Here is a 15933-nt window from a genome sequence, read left to right as displayed (position 1 = left end):
CGCTCCTCCCCCTCTGTCGTGTGCCCGCTGACGCGCGCGCCTGAGAGATTCGGTCGGACACGGCGCGCCAGACAAGCGCGCCGGCACCTTTCCCCTTGGGCGGGTGGGTGCTCCCACCACTTTCCAGAGTTGTCGAAGCCCACACGGTCCGTGTGCCTGAGAGATTGACGGGGAGGTGTTGCTCCTTCGGCGTCCGAGACTGGGTGCCTCGGAACTCTCCCGCGCGGGCGCGACGAGGAAAGTCTAGCCGGTCTTGCGGCTCGCGCGATTCTTGCGGCGCGACGCCAGCTCGTCCTCGGGGCTCGACTGGCTTTCACCGCCGTCGGCTCGTTCGGCCGGGAAGTCGGCGATGGTGCCGGTGAGCTCGCGCATCGCGCCGTTCACGGCGATACCGAACACGCCCTGCCCGCCTTGGAGGAGGTCGACCACTTCTTCTGCCGACGTGCACTCGTACACGGTGGTGCCGTCCGAGAACAGCGTGATGTTGGCGAGGTCGCCCACACCGCGCTGGCGAAGGTGGTCGACGGCGACGCGGATGTTCTGCAGCGAGATGCCGGTATCGAGCAGGCGCTTGACGATCTTGAGGACGAGCATGTCCTTGAACGAGTACAGCCGCTGGCTTCCCGACCCCGCTGCGCCGCGGATGGATGGCACGACCAGCCCGGTGCGGGCCCAGTAATCGAGCTGGCGGTACGTGATGCCGGCGATCTGGCAGGCACTCGGCACGCGGTAGCCCACGAGTTCGTCGGGCACGGAGTCGTCGGGAAACAATCCCGGTTGAATGTCCTGGGGCGCTTCGATTCGGGCGTTCGACGCCTGGTCGGAGGTGTCGACCCGAGCATCGGCACCGACGAGCGTGTCCTCGGTCCGGCCTGCGGCTGCGGACTCTCGACTGCCGTGATGCTGCTGCGGCTGATCTCCCACTGACTGCTCCCTCTCGGATGTCTCACTGCGTTCGGATCGAGTCAGTACTGCGATCCGTCCGAGACACTGGAGATGTCTCGGTGTACTCGCGTGAAGTCATACCGTGTACCAGGCCAGAGTACGCCTCGGCAGCTGTCGAAGAGGCGTGAACTGCACCGGATCGGACCATCAGCGGCGATGAACTTCACTGGCACGAACGTTATGGGGACGATCGTGCAGATTCAACGCAACGCGCCGTAAACCTGAACCTAAAGTTGAGGTTGAGACTCTTCTGTTACCCGTCGGTGGCTTTGAAGTCGTCGGGAGACACGGATTCGAGGAACTCCTTGAACTTCTCGACCTCGTCCTCGCGCTCGTCGGGCATGATCAACCCGGCTTCGGCCAACACGGGCTCCTCGGCGAAGATCGGCACCCCGGCCCGAAGTGCGATGGCAACCGAATCCGACGGCCGAGCGGAGACTCTGATGTCCTTGTCGAACACCAGATCGGCGTAGAAGGTGCCCTCCTGCAGATCGACGATGCGCACCTCCTTGAGCCGGTGCCCCAGTGCCGAGATCAAGTCCTTGACGAGATCGTGGGTGAGGGGCCGAGCAGGTTGGACGCCCTGCTGCTCCAAAGCGATTGCAGCAGCCTCTGTTTGACCGATCCAGATCGGGAGGTACCGGTCGCCGTCGGCCTCACGCAACAGCAACACGGGCTGGTTCTGCGGTTGTTCGACACGAATACCGACCACACGCATCTCACTCATCGTGTCTGCCTCTCAACTCGAGAAATCCGGACTGCGCTGAAGACCGGCTCAGCCCAGTCTATTGGAATTCGAAACGACACGAGAGCGCGTCACCGGTCGAGCGCACCGCGCACCGCCGCTTTGACAAGACAGGTGTGCAAGGTCAAGGACAGTGCGGCCAACTCACGGATCATTTCCTCCGCGCGATCGCGCGCACCGGCGTCTCGGCCCTTGGCAACGGGTCCGGCGATCTGCGCAACCAACCCGGCTTCGCGGTCCGCCGCGAGCTTGAACGCTCGAAGGTGGCGCACTTCGAGACCGAACTGCAACATCGCGTGTGCGGTTCGGGCGAGCGTCACCGCTCCGTCGTCGTAGAAACCGGCCTGCCCGGGAGTGATCAAACCGGCTCGCAGCAGCTCGGTCAGAAACGCATCGTCGATCCCCGCCTGAGCGAGTAGGTCTGCCTTGGCGATACGAACCTCTCGATCGGGCAGGAACTCCTCGGGCGACACCTCACCGGCAGCGACCGTGAGCGACCGCGGACGCTTTACCGTCGCGTCGGCCCGTTCCACGGTGGCGACCCCGTGGTCGATGGCTTCGAGCTGTTCCTTGATGACCTTGAGCGGCAGGTACTGATCGCGCTGCGCGGTCAGTACGAAGCGCAGACGCTCGCAGTCCGCGATGGAGAACCGTCGGTACCCCGAGGGTGTGCGCTCGGGCGAAATCAGACCCTCGGCTTCGAGGAATCTGATCTTCGAGATGGTGACATCAGGAAAGTCGGGCCGAAGTCGATCGAGGACGGAGCCAATCGACATCCCCCCGTTGGACTGCTGCCCGACGGCGGTCACTGGCTTCCTGCACCCGCAGACGTGTCGCCGACCTGAGATCCGTTGCCACCGCGCGGTCCGGTGAGGAACACCAGCCGGAACTTGCCGATCTGGACCTCGTCACCGTTTGCCAGCACGGCCGAGTCGACCGGCTCCCGGTTGACGTACGTGCCGTTGAGGCTGCCGACGTCCACGACCTGGAAGTCGTCCTCGTCCTGCCGGAACTCGGCGTGCCGACGGCTGACGGTGACATCGTCGAGGAAGATGTCACTGTCGGGGTGCCGACCGGCCGAAGTGGTCGGCTGGTCGAGCAGGAACCGTGACCCGGCGTTGGGTCCCCGCTTGACGACGAGCAGCGCGGCACCGACAGGCAACCCCTCGACACCCGATACCGGAGCTTCGGTGCTCTGGGTGGCCGCGGAGTTGTCCAGCTCCTGCAGGAAATCTGCGCGGAAGACCGAGGTGGTCTCTGCCGGTGACTCCCCGTAGTTGCTGTCGTTGTCGTTCTGGCTCACCGTTACTCCTTCTCAGTCCGTTCACCCGAGGCAGCAATCGCCGCGGGTAACGCAGTACATGGTCTTCACATCGGGTGTTGCTTGGCGTTCGGTGGTGCGTAGCGTCGTACAGCTTGCTGGACCTTCGCCCCGACAGGGTATTCGCTCGGTGTCGACCGTACCCTGCGCGGCGGGGGCCGTGTGGCCTGTTGGCCGGTGTCGACAGCCGGCCGATCACTCGGCCGTGATGAGAGCATATCCGGCGGCATCGAGCATCTGCGCCAGTGCCGCGTCCAACTCCTCCGGTGTCGAAACCTCGAGGTCGATCAGCCAGCCTCCGGTGTAGGGGCCCGAATTCACCTTCTCCGGTTCGCCGTCCAGATCCTGGTTCACGGCAACCACTTTCGCGGTCAGAGGGCTGAACACGTCGGAGACACTCTTGGTGGATTCGACCTCGCCGAGAGACTCGCCCGCGGTGACGGCGTCGCCGATGGAGGGAAGCTGAACGAACACCACGTCGCCCAACTGCGACTGCGCGAAATCGGTGATACCGATCCGCACCGTTGCAGGCCCCGTGCGCTGCACCCACTCGTGCTCGGGGGTGTAGTACAGATCAGCTGGTGTGTCGATGTCGCTCAACGCGGCATTCCCTTCGATCGTGGCCCGGGGCAATCAGGCGGTCAGTTTCCGGGCTGAGCGTATTGACGCGGGCGCGGGTCCCGCAAGGCGGACACCGTGACCTGGTCCGACTGCGCGATGTTCGACGTTGCACCGTTGCGAGTCACCGTGTCCACGACCCCTCCGGGAATGTTCAGTGCCGATGCGAGAGTCGGCGGGTCTCCGATGGCAGTGAAGGTGTACGGGGCACGCAGTTCTCGCCCGTCGACCACCACCCGACCCGCAGAACCGGCGATCCACGAGTCGACACCGATGCGCACGGCACTTCCGCCGCCCTCGAGCTGGAGTGCTTCGGCACCGGCCGCGCGCAACTCCTGCATCGCGTCGAGCAGCATGTCCGATCCGACGCCCGAATTCGGGTCCTCGATCACCAGTGTCACCCCCGGCCCCTGGGCCGCGACGGTGCCGACTTGAATCGACAACGCGGACAGTCGCTCCTGCGCTTCGGCCACTGCTGCCTCCGATCCCGAACCGGACTGACGCAGTGTCGCCAGGGTGGCCTGCAGGGTGCCGATCTCGTCCCGGATGGACGCCTCGCGTCGGGTCAGGGTGTCCAGGACGACCAGAAGGTCCTCGGGCCGGGAGTTCTCCAGGCCATCGGTCGTGCTCGTCTCTCGTACCTGCGTTGCGAGGCCGATTCCGAGGACGCACAGCAGCGCGAGCGCCAGAAAGCCGAATACCGCTCCGCGCCTTCGCCCTTCTGCCTCGGGACGCCGCGCACGCCATCCGTGTCGACTGCCGCCTGCCGTCATGGTCTAGGCACCGAACAGACGTCGGCGTAGGGCGGCAGCATTGCCGAAGATACGAATTCCGAGGACTACGACGATTGCCGTGGACAGCTGAGTTCCCACCCCGAGCTGGTCACCGAGCCACACGATCAAGGCCGCGACCAGTACGTTGAACACGAACGAAATCACGAACACCTTGGCGTCGAAGATTCCGTCGAGGAAAGCCCGTACACCACCGAACACTGCATCGATCGCCGGGACGACGGCGATCGGCAGATACGGCGCAACCACAGCGGGAACCTGAGGACCCGCGACCGTCCCGATGACGACGCCGACCACCAGTGCGGCGATCGCTGCGAGGGCATAGATACCGTGGGTCGGAGTGATCGGCGCATCCGACGACACCTGCACCTCGGACTCGGCCGGTACGGCATTCGGTGGATCGTGCTCCGTCATCGTGGGCCTGCCTCCTCTGCCTCGAACGACTCTCTCACAGCAGCGGGACCGAGTTCGAGATCGGTTGCCGGGCGCACCGTGAATCCGACGCCGTACAACTGCGCCACCGTACTCATCCGCAGATAGGCGTCGCTGACGACGAACTGGACCTGAATACGCTGCGGCGGCCCGATCGCGTCGATCTCGTACGGTGAGTCGATCGGGCGATTGTCCAGCAGCATCGCCCCACCCGCCTGCCGGATGGTGACGTTCGGTCCGACTCGAACACCGTCCACCGATACCGCCTCCGCCCCGCTCGCCCACAACGAATTGACTATCGCAGCGATGTCCCGATCGAGCACGGCTGCGCCCGAACCCCGGCGAACCGACCGATCCGACGTGTCGTCCTCGACAACCGGTTCGGTGACGACGACCGAGAGCCCAGGTCCGGACACCCGATCGATGCCAGCAGCGGACTCGACAGCACTCAACCGTTCCAGCAGCGCACTGCCCGAGACATCGGACCGAAGGGCTCTCTCACGCTCCGAGGACACTTCTTCGGCCAGTGCCTGCTGCGTCACTTCCAAATCGGCGCTGCGATCCTGCGCGGCTCGAACAGCAGCCGACGCATCGGCACCCGCACGGTCGACATCGGCTGCTCCGGACGCCAGTTGCGAGAACGCGATGCCGAAGATCACCCCGACGACGACGGCACCCCCCAACAACCAGAACGCCGCAGGAACCCGCGGCTTGCGGGTGTGCTGCGCACTACGTTCGGCGGCCGCGGCGTCGTATCCCGGGTCCAGATGGTCGGTCAGCAACGACGTCAACAACGACGGGACCGGATTCCTCCTGACCTGTGAACTCGACCGCCCTGGTCGTTCCGCGGGCTCCACCGTCAGGTGCCGGCAACAGTCGGATCGATTGCCCTGGCGACGGCGATCGCTTTGCCGAGATACAGCAGACCGGTCCAGGTGTACAGCGCCGTGCCCCAGATCAGCAACGCGTATCCGAGCGGTCCCGCGGCCTCCGCCACCGAATTGCTGCCGGCCGATACCAGCAGGACCGGCAGCGCGATCATCACCACGAACGTGGCGGCCTTACCGAGATAGATGACGTCCGGAGGCGGAAGAGACCGGCGGCGGTAGACGAACATCGTCAATCCGAGCACGGCGTCGCGCCCGATGAGTATGGCCGCAACCCACCAGGGAATGATGCCGCGCAGAACGAACGCCACCAGAGTGCTGACGACGTAGAGCCGATCGACCAGCGGATCGAGAATGGCACCCAGCTTCGATGCCTGGCCGAGCATGCGAGCCAATTTGCCGTCGAGCCAATCGGTTCCACCGCTGACGAGCAGTATCACCAACGCCCACCCATCGGCCTCGGGGCCAAGCATCAGGTAGAGGAACAGCGGAACGCCCAACAGACGGATTGCGCTGAGCAGGTTGGGAATGGTCGCGATGCGATCCGATACCTCGAGCTCACGGTCGTTCGTCATCGGCGATCACCTCCTTGTCGTCCTGCTCGCCGCGGTGTGCGCACCGGGCCTGCGGCCACGTTAGCGCCACGCGAACACCGGCTGCTCGAAGTCCGCGACTCGGGTGTGTCGACCGTGCAGCGCCACCTCACGAAACTGGTGGACGATCGCACCGGTCGGAGCGTGGATGGCCCCGGTTCGGTACGGCCAGCGAATGACCGGACGTGTCGATTCCGGAATCGACACGAACTGGGCGTCGACGTCGAGTTCGTCGACCGTCACCTCGAACACTTCGGCCACCTCGTCCTCACTGGGCAACAACGTGGACGAGTAATCGCCGACCCACACCACGAACGGAGTGATGACATACCCGGATCGAGTGACGTAGTCGTCCAACCTTCCGAGAACGTCGGTCTCCTCGGCTCGAATCCCCAACTCCTCGGCCAGTTCCCGCAAACAGGCCTGCATCGTGGATTCGCCCGGGTCCACCCCGCCGCCGGGCAACGCGTACTGGCCCGGATGCGCGCGCAACCGATCCGGCCGCCTCGTCAAGAGCATGCGCCTGTCCCCCGGCGGTCCACCGACCGCAACGGCGACGGCAGCGGCGCGCAGTCCGCCGGATTCGGCGGTGCGATGGGAGAAACGGCCGAGTTCGCGCGCGATGGACGCTCGATCGAGCAGGTCCTCGTTCGGCCTACCCGAATCGTCGTCAGTCACAGTACGAACCCTAGAGGCCCGACGAGATCAGCGGGTATCGGCGGGCCGGGCGGCGGGTGGTAGCAGGTCGTCCGGCGACGCAGGCCAGCCGAGTGGCTCGTCGGCCAGAGCGGCCAACTGCTCCACCTGCGTTCGGCACCAAGGTGATACATCGATCGTGCCGCCGAGCACCCCTGCGGAGAACTCACGCCACGACACCCACCGAGTCTCGTCCACCTCGGCCGGATCCGGATCGAGTGTCGCGTGCTCGTCGACTTGCACTCGGTACACCGGACATATCTCGTTCTCGACTATTCCGTTGTCCATGACGGCCCGGTACCGGAAGTGCGGCAGTACCAACTCGGCGGATTCCGCACGAAGGCCGAGTTCTTCACCGATCCGGCGCAGTACGGCATCGTCGAGCTTCTCTCCCGGAGCCGGGTGGCCACAACACGTATTGGTCAGCACCCCGGGCCACGTCGTCTTGCTCGACGCCCTACGCGTGAGAAGAACAGCGCCGTCCGCTCTCACCACGTAGCTGGAAAATGCCAGGTGAAGTGGCGTGTCCAGCGTGTGAACGGTGGTCTTGTCGTGTGTGCCGACGGCACGGCCTTCGTCGTCGAGCAGCACCACGTGCTGCGCTCGGGATCGATCCATCGTTCCATGGTCCCACGGCCTTCGCGGCGGTCTACTGTCGAACCATGGGACGCGACGAGAACACCGACAACGAGAACCCGACCGAGTCCGAGAAGGCCTCGGACACGCCGAAGGGCGGCCGACCAGGGCCCGTGGACGGCGGCGGCGGAGGCGGGATGGCGACGCGGGAGAACGCGCCCGAGATCGCCGACGACTCTGCCTGAGATTCACGGCGCGACCGCTGTTTGAGAAGCAGAGTTTGCGTCAATACCCCCGGTGTTCTCGCGCTGCGCGGGTACACGAACCGTTACGACCGGAAGGACTTCGATGAGCATCAACGACGACGACATCACCACCACGGGCGGAGCCGCAGGCGAAGGACCCGCAGACGGCGGATCGAACCCCGGTGGTCATGACGGCGGAGCAGACGGCCCCGCCGGAGCCGGTGAAGGGCCGGCCGACGGTGGATCCAATCCTGACGGACACGACGGCGGAGCAGACGGCCCCGCCGGTGCGGGCGAGGGCCCGGCCGACGGCGGATCCAACCCCAATGGGCACGACGGCGGTGCGGACGGCACCGCTTGAGCACTGAGCCGAGCGGCGAGCGCGGATCGGGAAACCGGTCCGCGCTCGGTCGTCTCACCGGTACCGACTTCGGGGAGTTCGCAGACCGGTTCTGGGGAGTCGCACCCAAACTCACCCGATCCGCCGAACTGCCGGGGTCGTTCGACGATCTGATGACACTCGACGCAGTGGACGAGCTGATAGCCGAACGCGGTGTGCGTACCCCGTTCGTGCGGATGGCCAAGGACGGCCGTCTGCTGGACAAAACGCAGTTCACGGCCTCCGGCGGGTTCGGAGCAGAGGTGACCGATCAGGTGGATTCGGGTGCGGTGCTGGCTGCGTTCGCTGCCGGGAACACGCTGGTTCTGCAGGGCCTCCACCGGCTGTGGCCACCGCTGATTCATTTCGTCGGCGATCTCGTTCGCGAGCTGGGTCATCCGGTGCAGGTGAACTCGTACGTCACACCGGCTGCGTCCCAGGGCTTCTCACCGCACTACGACGTGCACGATGTGTTCGTCGTCCAGATCGCGGGGACCAAGCGGTGGAGCATTCACTCGCCGGTGCACGTGCATCCGCTCAACAATCAACCGTGGTCGGATCGACGGTCGGCCGTCGAAGACCATGCATCGAACACTCCCGAACTGGACGTCGTCCTGGAGCCCGGCGACGTGCTCTATCTGCCGCGCGGATGGATCCATTCTGCGCAAGCGCTCGGCGACACCACCGTGCACTTGACCATCGGCGTCGCGTCGTACAACGACTACGACCTCGCCCACCACGTGCTGAAGGCGCTCGGCGACGTCGAGAGTCTGCGTGCTCCCCTCCCTGCCGGCCTCGACCACTCCGACCCTGAGTCCATCGTCCCACATGTACACCGAGTTGTGGACGCCATGCGCGCCGCGCTCGACGAGATCGACCGAGACCCCGACGCGGTACGTCGTCTCGCCGAACGCGTCGCAGATCGTCACGACGACCTCGTCAGACCGGAACCGGTCCGTCCACTGGCGAGCGTCGCAGCGATGGGTGCGCTGCGGGGCGACAACTCGATTCGATTGCGGCCCGGCATCTTCGCGCGGATCTCGCACACGAACGACGGCGTATCGATGGTGCTCAGGAACAAAACGGTCACGCTGCCGTCTCAGTGCGCCGACGCGATCGAGAGCCTGATGAAGGGCGCTCCGTGCCGCCTCGATTCGATGCCGGGCCTCGACACCGAGGACGCATGCGTGGTTGCGCGCAGACTGATCCGCGAAGGGATCGCGGTGACGGCAACGTCGTAGCAGCGGTCAGGTGATCGTGATCCCGCCGTCGACCGCGATGGTCTGACCCGTCACGTATCCCCCGGCGTCCGAGGCGAGCCAGATCGCGGTTGCGGCCAGCTCCTCCGGATCACCCTTGCGTCCGAGGATCATTCGCGGAGCCATCGAGTCGAGGTATCCAGGCCGGTACGAGTCCGTCATCTCGCTCTGGAAGAATCCTGGCGCAATCGCGTTGACCCTGATGCCTTTACGTGCGCCCCACTGCTGAGCGAGATCGCGGGTGAGGCCGACGATGGCCGCTTTGCTGGCGCTGTAGGCCGCCTGCGGTAGGCCCGCCGTCGTCAGCCCCAGAATGCTCGAGATGTTCACGATCGAACTGCCGGGTGCCATCACCCGTCCACAAGCCTGAGCTGCCCAGTACGAACCGTTCAGATTGATGTCGATCACCGAGCGGAACTGCTCGGGCGTCTCACGAGTTGCCGGATAGGCCGTGCCGACTCCGGCGTTGTTGATCAGCACGTCCACCTTCCCGAACTCCGCCATCGCGGACTCGACCATCGCGGTGCACTGATCCGGGTCGACCACGTCGGTGGCGACCGTGATCGAGCGCCCTCCGACGCTGTCGATCAACTCGGCGGTCTGCGCCAACTTGTCCACTCTCCGTGCGGCGAGCACCACATCCGCTCCCGCCTCGGCGGCTGCTTTGGCGAAGGCCACGCCCAGTCCGGAGGATGCACCGGTGACGATGACGACGCGACCGTCCAGGCGGAATTTGTCCAAGATCGACATATGTGTGAATCTCCTTGTGACTGTTGATCAGAACCAAGCGGGTGACATATCGAGGGTGGTGCGGTCCAGCTTCGCCAACAGGTCGAGTTGGACGTCCACCTTCGGCAATTCGTAGACGTAGAAGTATTTTGCTGCGGAACGCTTTCCGTCGTAGAAGTCTCCGGTCTTCGTGCCGACGGCCAGCAACTGCTCGAGCCACATCCAGGCGATGACCGTGTGCCCCATCGCCTCCAGGTACGCCGTGGAGTTCGCCAGTGCCACAGCGGCATCGCCCGTGCCCCACACCGCAGCGGTGACCTCGACGATTCTGCCGACGCGTGCGTGCAGTTCGTCCGCGTAACGAGCAGCGTCACCGCCTCCCGAGTGCGCCCGATCGACTGTCTGCCCGATGTGTTCGGCCAGCAGAGCCAATCCAGCGCCGCCCTGCATGATCACCTTCCGCCCGAGCAGATCCAGACCTTGAATACCGTGTGTGCCTTCGTGAATCGGGTTGAGTCGATTGTCGCGGTAGTGCTGTTCGACGTCGTAGTCGCGGGTGTATCCGTAGCCGCCGTGCACCTGAATGGCCAGACTGTTGGCTTCGAGGCACCACTGCGACGGCCAGCTCTTGGCGATCGGCGTCAGTACGTCGAGCAGCAACGTCGATCGTGCTGCTTCGGCATCGTCGGACGCAGAGTCCTGATGATCGACCAGGCGCGAACAGTAGAGTCCGAGCGCCAGCGCCCCTTCGACGTAGGACTTCTGCGCCAACAACATTCGCCGAACGTCGGCGTGTTCGATCAGCGCGACCGCAGGTGCAGCCGGATCCTTGGCGCCGAGTGGTCGGCCCTGCGTACGGGTCTTCGCATACTCCACCGACTTCAGGTAGCCGACGTAGCCGAGGGCTATCGCAAGGAATCCGACGCCGATCCGCGCCTCGTTCATCATGTGGAACATGTACGACAATCCGCGGTTCTCCTCGGCGACGAGGAAGCCGACCGCTCCGGGTTGCCCACCGGGAGAGTGGGTTCCGTCGCCGAACGCCAGCAGCGTGTTCGTGGTGCCGCGGTTGCCCATCTTGTGATTGAGGCCGGTGAGCACGATGTCGTTGCGCTCGCCCGTACCCCCGCTGCCATCGGGAAGGAATTTGGGAACGATGAACAGAGAGATTCCCTTGACCCCCGGCGGTCCGCCCGGCGTCTTGGCGAGCACCAGGTGAACGATGTTCTCGGTCAGTTCGTGATCTCCACCCGAAATCCACATCTTGGTGCCGGTGATTCGGAAGCTACCGTCGTCCTGCGGTACTGCTTTGGTCGTGATGTCGGCCAGTGACGAGCCGGCCTGCGGTTCCGACAGACACATGGTGCCGAACCAGCGCCCGTCCAGCATCGGCCGGACGTAATCTCGCACCTGATCCGGCGTGCCGTACGCCGCGATCAGGTTGGCGTTGGCCATGGTGAGAAACGGGTACGAGGAGGTCCCGGCGTTGGCGGCCTGAAAGAACGCCATCGCTGCCCGGGAGACGGTCGCTGGCAGTTGCATGCCGCCGATCGACTCGTCGAACTGCCCGGCGATCAAACCCGCCGACGCATAGACATCGAGCGCTGCCTTCACTTCCGGTATCAGCTCCACCGAACCGTCCGCGTTCATCGTCGGCTCCTGCGCGTCCGCCTTCTTGTTGTGCGGCGCGAAGTGCTTGCGGGCGATATCCGCGCTGAGATCGAGGACCGCGTCGAAGGTCTCCTTCGAGTGCTCTGCGAACCGAGGTCGAGCAGTCAGTGCCGCCACGTCCAACCATTCGTACAGCAGAAAATCCAGGTCGCGTCGCGAGAGGACGTCCGACATTCACTTCTCCGATCGAGAGGGGGCACCGCCACCGCATGGGTCGTTCCGAAGGTTCCACTCCTGCGTGAGCGCTGTGACGCACGTGACTACTTTCCTCACCATACAAGTCGCGTTGCGACGGCCACGCCGAGCGTCGCGACAAACGGTCCTGGCTGCGGGCGGTCGACCGGGGCAATGTCGAAAGCCGCAGCCGGGCAGACAATTACGGCGAATCGGACTATGAGCAGCATCACGATTCAAAAAAGCCACATCGGCATATGCTTACCTTTGATAACGATATTAGATCGAGCAATCGACAGCGCCCGGCTGTTCCGGTGCGCATCGTCGGAGGGGAGTCGAGCATGACGCACACACTGGCCGTCGACAGCGAACGTGACCGAGAGATCAGAGGGCGCGATCGCTTCACCGAGCTCCACCGGATCGATGACGAGTTCCGAGCCGCCGAACCGGACAGCGCAGTGGCCGACGCCGCCCAGGAGTTGTCGCCCAACCTGGCCCGCGTGGTTGCCGAGATCATGACGCGCTACTCCGATCGGCCGGCACTCGGCCGCCGGGCCCGGGAGATCGCACGAGTCGACGACACGAACACTCTCCGCCTGCTCCCGCGCTTCGAAACCGTCACCTACGGCCGAGCCTGGAACGACGCAGGTGCACTGGCATCGGCATTGACGCACGATGCATTCGGCATCGCTTCGGGAGACTTCTTCGCAACCCTGGGATTCGCGAGTGCCGACTACGTCGTCGCGGAATTGGCCACGATTCGGCTCGGCGCTATCGCCGTTCCTCTGCAGGCCGGTGCCAGCGCGGGCCAACTCTCGGCCATCGCCGCGGAAGTCGAGCCCGTCGTCCTGGCAGCCGATGTCGACAATCTGTCCGTCGCGGTCCAGGTTGCCACTCATTGTCGATCCATCCGACGAATCGTCGTCCTCGATTACGACGGTGCGATCGACGCACACACACAGATCATGGAGACCGCGCGCAGCGATGCCGAACAGGCGGGAGTCTTCGTTCGTCCGCTTACCGAGTTGGTTCGCGACGGGGCGCAACTACCGTCGGTTCCCCTACCCGATGCCGAGGATCCCGACCGACTCGCGACACTGATCTACACCTCCGGCAGCACCGGGACCCCCAAGGGAGCGATGCACACCGAGCGAATCGTGTGCGGAGCCTGGACCGGCGCCTGGCACCACACCGGAGCTTCCTCCGAGTCCACGGACGGGCCTGCCTTCCCGGTCATCACTCTCGACTATCTTCCGATGAGTCACCTGGCCGGCCGTGGCCTCGTCTTCTCGACTCTTGCAGCAGGCGGCACCGTCCACTTCGCCGGGGCGAGCGACCTGTCCACCCTTTTCGAGGATTTCGCGCTCGCTCGGCCCACGATGGCACTGTTGATCCCGCGGGTCTGCGAGATGATTCGGCACAACGTTCTCGCCGAGATCGACCGGGAAACCGAACGCACTGCCGGTGGCGACGCCGACAGGACGCGACGAGAAGTGCTGGAGCGCAACAGGATCGAACAGTTCGGCGGTCGCGTCCTCGCAGCGATGGTCGGTACCGCGCCGATTGCCGACGAGGTGAAGGACTTCGTCTCCGAGCTGCTCGATATTCGGGTGCGCGACAACTACGGCTCCACAGAAGCCGGAATGGTGTTGCACGACGGCGTCGTTCAGCGGCCGCCGGTGATCGAATACAAGCTCGACGACGTACCCGAACTCGGCTACTTCTCCACCGACACACCGCATCCGCGCGGTGAGCTCCTGCTCAAGACGACCTCCATCATTCCCGGTTACTACAAGCGCCCGGACGTCACGGCCGACGTCTTCGACTCCGAGGGCTTCTATCGCACCGGCGACGTCGTCGCCGAGATCGAGCCGGACCGACTCGCCTACGTCGACCGACGCAAGAACGTTCTGAAACTGGCTCAGGGCGAGTTCGTCGCGCTGGCGCGCCTGGAAGCCCTGTTCGGCACCAGCGAGCTGGTGAATCAGATATTCGTGTACGGCAACAGCCAGCGGGCATACCTTCTGGCAGTTGTAGTACCGGCCGACCCGGACACGACTGCGGGTTCGGTCATCGAATCGTTGCAGCAGATCGCACGCACGGAAGCGCTGAATTCGTACGAGATTCCACGTGAAGTAGTCATCGAACACGACCCGTTCACGCAGGAGAACGGACTCTTGTCCGGGGCAGGTAAGCAACTGCGACCCAAACTCGTCGAGCGCTACGGAAAAGAACTCGAACGTCGCTACGCGGAACTCGAAACCGGTCAGAACGATCGCCTACGCGAACTCAGGCGTACCGGTGCCGATGCCCCCGTTCTGACCACCGTCGGCGACGCGGCCCAGGCCCTGCTGGGATGCGCCGGGTCCGATATTCGTCCCGACGCGCACTTCAGCGACTTGGGCGGAGATTCGTTGTCGGCGTTGACGTTCTCCACGCTTCTCCGTGAGATCTACGATGTCGATGTTCCGGTCGGGGTGATCACCGGGCCCGCCATGGACCTGGCAGCGCTGGCCGAGTACATCTCCTCGGCCCGGGACAACGATTCCGACACAGCGACGTTCGCCTCGGTGCACGGCCGCGGTGCCGCTGTGGCACGAGCCTCCGACCTGCGTCTGTCAGCTTTTCTCGACGACGCCCTTCTCGACGCCGCACACCGAATTGCCGGCCCGCGAGAACAGACCGGCACGGTCTTGCTCACCGGCGCCAACGGATACCTCGGTCGTTTCCTCTGCCTGGAATGGTTGGGGCGCATGGCCGAGACCGGCGGAAAGGTGATCTGTCTGGTGCGCGGGCGCACCGATTCCGACGCGCGAGCTCGACTCGATGCAGCGTTCGACAGCGGAGACGCACAACTGTCGGAGCGCTATCGAACCTTGGCCGACGCCGCACTCGAGGTCGTGGCGGGCGATCTCGGGACACCTCACTTCGGCCTGGACCGCGACAGTTTCGAGACACTGGCCGAACGGGCGGATCGCATCGTCCACCCGGCCGCGCTCGTCAACCATGCCCTGCCGTACGAGCACCTCTTCGGACCCAACGTCGTCGGCACGGCCGAGATCATCCGGCTGGCGCTGACCGACCATGTCAAGCCCGTGACCTATCTGTCGACGGTGGCCGTCGCAGCGGGCGTCGAGGAATTCCGAGAGAACGGCGACATCCGCGTCGACAGCCCATCGCGGGCGGTGGACGATTCGTACGCCAACGGCTACGGCAACTCCAAGTGGGCCGGTGAAGTGCTGTTGCGCAATGCGTTCGACGAATTCGGACTGCCCGTCTCGGTCTTCCGCTCGGACATGATTCTGGCGCACAGCACATGGACGGGCCAGCTCAACGTGCCGGACGTGTTCACGCGTCTGATCCTGTCGGTCGTTGCAACCGGTCTGGCTCCGCACACGTTCTACGCCACCGACACCGGCGCGCCCACCGACGAGAAGGGGCGCCCGCTGGCCCACTACGACGGACTGCCGGCCGATTTCAGTGCGTCGGCCATCACGTCGATCGCAGGTGGTGATACCTCGGGCTACCGAACCTTCGACATCCTCAACCCACACGACGACGACATCTCACTCGATACGTTCGTCGACTGGATCCGGGATGCAGGTCGCGACATCGAGATCGTCGAGAACTACGACGAATGGTTCGAGCGTTTCAACGCTGCAGTCGAGGCTCTGCCGGAGAAGCAGCGTTCGCACTCGCTGCTCCCGTTGATCGACTCGTACGCACGTCCGCAACACCCGTCGTCCGGAGCGATCCTGCCTGCCGACGAGTTCGCCTCCGCCGTCGGGGACATTCCGCACCTCGGACGCGAACTGATCGAGAAATATCTCTCCGATCTGGTGGCGCTCGAGCTCGTGAGCACACGCTAGAGC

At 64.7% G+C, this 15933-nt stretch carries 17 protein-coding genes and 1 riboswitch; of the genes, 4 read left to right on the top strand and 13 right to left on the bottom strand.

What is annotated here, in order from left to right; translation table 11 throughout:
• Positions 1 to 134: 134 nt before the first annotated feature.
• Positions 135 to 232, bottom strand: a riboswitch (glycine riboswitch).
• 11 nt (positions 233 to 243) lie between these two features.
• The 11 genes from CH273_RS18295 to idi form a co-directional block, all read right to left on the bottom strand.
• Positions 244 to 801: a MerR family transcriptional regulator gene (locus CH273_RS18295; RefSeq protein WP_052050517.1), complete on the bottom strand. Its 558-nt coding sequence runs from the start codon at positions 799 to 801 to the stop codon at positions 244 to 246.
• A 397-nt stretch (positions 802 to 1198) separates the two neighbouring features.
• A complete protein-coding gene (locus CH273_RS18290) occupies positions 1199 to 1672 on the bottom strand; it encodes a bifunctional nuclease family protein (protein ID WP_032398136.1) in 474 nt (157 codons plus the stop codon).
• Positions 1673 to 1761: 89 nt separating this feature from the next.
• On the bottom strand, positions 1762 to 2499 hold the full coding sequence (gene ftsR / locus CH273_RS18285) for a transcriptional regulator FtsR (RefSeq protein ID WP_032398137.1): 738 nt from the start codon (positions 2497 to 2499) through the stop codon (positions 1762 to 1764).
• Positions 2496 to 2993 carry an oxoglutarate dehydrogenase inhibitor Odhl gene (gene odhI, locus CH273_RS18280; protein ID WP_032398138.1) on the bottom strand — a complete coding sequence of 166 codons (498 nt, stop codon included), beginning with the start codon at positions 2991 to 2993 and terminating at the stop codon, positions 2496 to 2498. The genes ftsR and odhI overlap by 4 nt, the downstream gene beginning before the upstream one ends.
• 213 nt (positions 2994 to 3206) lie before the next feature.
• Positions 3207 to 3611 (bottom strand): glycine cleavage system protein GcvH, encoded by a 405-nt coding sequence (gene gcvH, locus CH273_RS18275; protein ID WP_032398139.1) that lies wholly within the window; start codon positions 3609 to 3611, stop codon positions 3207 to 3209.
• Positions 3612 to 3652: 41 nt separating this feature from the next.
• Positions 3653 to 4402 carry a DUF881 domain-containing protein gene (locus CH273_RS18270; RefSeq protein ID WP_032398140.1) on the bottom strand — a complete coding sequence of 250 codons (750 nt, stop codon included), beginning with the start codon at positions 4400 to 4402 and terminating at the stop codon, positions 3653 to 3655.
• Positions 4403 to 4405: 3 nt separating this feature from the next.
• Positions 4406 to 4834 (bottom strand): small basic family protein, encoded by a 429-nt coding sequence (locus tag CH273_RS18265; RefSeq protein ID WP_082322665.1) that lies wholly within the window; start codon positions 4832 to 4834, stop codon positions 4406 to 4408.
• Positions 4831 to 5646 carry a DUF881 domain-containing protein gene (locus CH273_RS18260; protein ID WP_230597023.1) on the bottom strand — a complete coding sequence of 272 codons (816 nt, stop codon included), beginning with the start codon at positions 5644 to 5646 and terminating at the stop codon, positions 4831 to 4833. The genes CH273_RS18265 and CH273_RS18260 overlap by 4 nt, the downstream gene beginning before the upstream one ends.
• 65 nt (positions 5647 to 5711) lie before the next feature.
• Positions 5712 to 6314, bottom strand: coding sequence for a CDP-alcohol phosphatidyltransferase family protein (locus CH273_RS18255; protein ID WP_032398142.1), 603 nt, complete (start codon positions 6312 to 6314; stop codon positions 5712 to 5714).
• A 60-nt stretch (positions 6315 to 6374) separates the two neighbouring features.
• Positions 6375 to 7010 (bottom strand): NUDIX hydrolase, encoded by a 636-nt coding sequence (locus CH273_RS18250; protein WP_094638040.1) that lies wholly within the window; start codon positions 7008 to 7010, stop codon positions 6375 to 6377.
• A 27-nt stretch (positions 7011 to 7037) separates the two neighbouring features.
• Entirely contained in the window at positions 7038 to 7646 is a 609-nt protein-coding gene (idi, locus tag CH273_RS18245; RefSeq protein ID WP_032398143.1) for an isopentenyl-diphosphate Delta-isomerase, read from the bottom strand.
• Between the two features lie 44 nt (positions 7647 to 7690).
• Between idi and CH273_RS27785 the strand changes: the two genes are divergently transcribed.
• The 3 genes from CH273_RS27785 to CH273_RS18235 all read left to right on the top strand — a co-directional run bounded on the left by CH273_RS27785 (position 7691) and on the right by CH273_RS18235 (position 9469).
• Complete coding sequence (locus tag CH273_RS27785) at positions 7691 to 7849, top strand: hypothetical protein (protein WP_179275515.1); 159 nt, start codon at positions 7691 to 7693, stop codon at positions 7847 to 7849.
• Positions 7850 to 7952: 103 nt separating this feature from the next.
• Entirely contained in the window at positions 7953 to 8210 is a 258-nt protein-coding gene (locus CH273_RS18240; protein WP_032398144.1) for a hypothetical protein, read from the top strand.
• Positions 8207 to 9469, top strand: a complete 1263-nt coding sequence (locus tag CH273_RS18235; protein ID WP_032398145.1) for a cupin domain-containing protein — start codon at positions 8207 to 8209, stop codon at positions 9467 to 9469. Before CH273_RS18240 ends, CH273_RS18235 begins: the two co-directional genes overlap by 4 nt.
• Before the next feature lie 6 nt (positions 9470 to 9475).
• Here the strand turns inward: CH273_RS18235 and CH273_RS18230 are convergent, their stop codons facing one another.
• Both CH273_RS18230 and CH273_RS18225 read right to left on the bottom strand, forming a co-directional pair.
• Positions 9476 to 10237: an SDR family NAD(P)-dependent oxidoreductase gene (locus CH273_RS18230; RefSeq protein WP_032398146.1), complete on the bottom strand. Its 762-nt coding sequence runs from the start codon at positions 10235 to 10237 to the stop codon at positions 9476 to 9478.
• Between the two features lie 27 nt (positions 10238 to 10264).
• Positions 10265 to 12061 (bottom strand): acyl-CoA dehydrogenase, encoded by a 1797-nt coding sequence (locus tag CH273_RS18225; RefSeq protein WP_032398147.1) that lies wholly within the window; start codon positions 12059 to 12061, stop codon positions 10265 to 10267.
• 341 nt (positions 12062 to 12402) lie between these two features.
• Here CH273_RS18225 and car point away from each other — a divergent pair, with 341 nt between their 5' ends.
• Positions 12403 to 15930: a carboxylic acid reductase gene (gene car / locus CH273_RS18220; RefSeq protein WP_052050519.1), complete on the top strand. Its 3528-nt coding sequence runs from the start codon at positions 12403 to 12405 to the stop codon at positions 15928 to 15930.
• Positions 15931 to 15933: the final 3 nt, after the last annotated feature.

The sequence above is a fragment of the Rhodococcus sp. 05-339-2 genome, assembly GCF_002258965.1.
In the GTDB taxonomy this organism is placed as follows: domain Bacteria; phylum Actinomycetota; class Actinomycetes; order Mycobacteriales; family Mycobacteriaceae; genus Rhodococcoides.
Note: the sequence above shows the minus strand (reverse complement) of the source record. Positions and strands in the feature narration are given on the sequence as shown.

Coding starts and splice junctions, on each gene's coding strand:
- CH273_RS18290 (WP_032398136.1), bottom strand. CDS start 1,672: ATGAGTGAGATGCGTGTGGTCGGTATTCGTGTCGAACAACCGCAGAAC.
- CH273_RS18270 (WP_032398140.1), bottom strand. CDS start 4,402: ATGACGGCAGGCGGCAGTCGACACGGATGGCGTGCGCGGCGTCCCGAG.
- CH273_RS18265 (WP_082322665.1), bottom strand. CDS start 4,834: ATGACGGAGCACGATCCACCGAATGCCGTACCGGCCGAGTCCGAGGTG.
- CH273_RS18255 (WP_032398142.1), bottom strand. CDS start 6,314: ATGACGAACGACCGTGAGCTCGAGGTATCGGATCGCATCGCGACCATT.
- idi (WP_032398143.1), bottom strand. CDS start 7,646: ATGGATCGATCCCGAGCGCAGCACGTGGTGCTGCTCGACGACGAAGGC.
- CH273_RS27785 (WP_179275515.1), top strand. CDS start 7,691: ATGGGACGCGACGAGAACACCGACAACGAGAACCCGACCGAGTCCGAG.
- CH273_RS18240 (WP_032398144.1), top strand. CDS start 7,953: ATGAGCATCAACGACGACGACATCACCACCACGGGCGGAGCCGCAGGC.
- CH273_RS18230 (WP_032398146.1), bottom strand. CDS start 10,237: ATGTCGATCTTGGACAAATTCCGCCTGGACGGTCGCGTCGTCATCGTC.
- CH273_RS18225 (WP_032398147.1), bottom strand. CDS start 12,061: ATGTCGGACGTCCTCTCGCGACGCGACCTGGATTTTCTGCTGTACGAA.
- car (WP_052050519.1), top strand. CDS start 12,403: ATGACGCACACACTGGCCGTCGACAGCGAACGTGACCGAGAGATCAGA.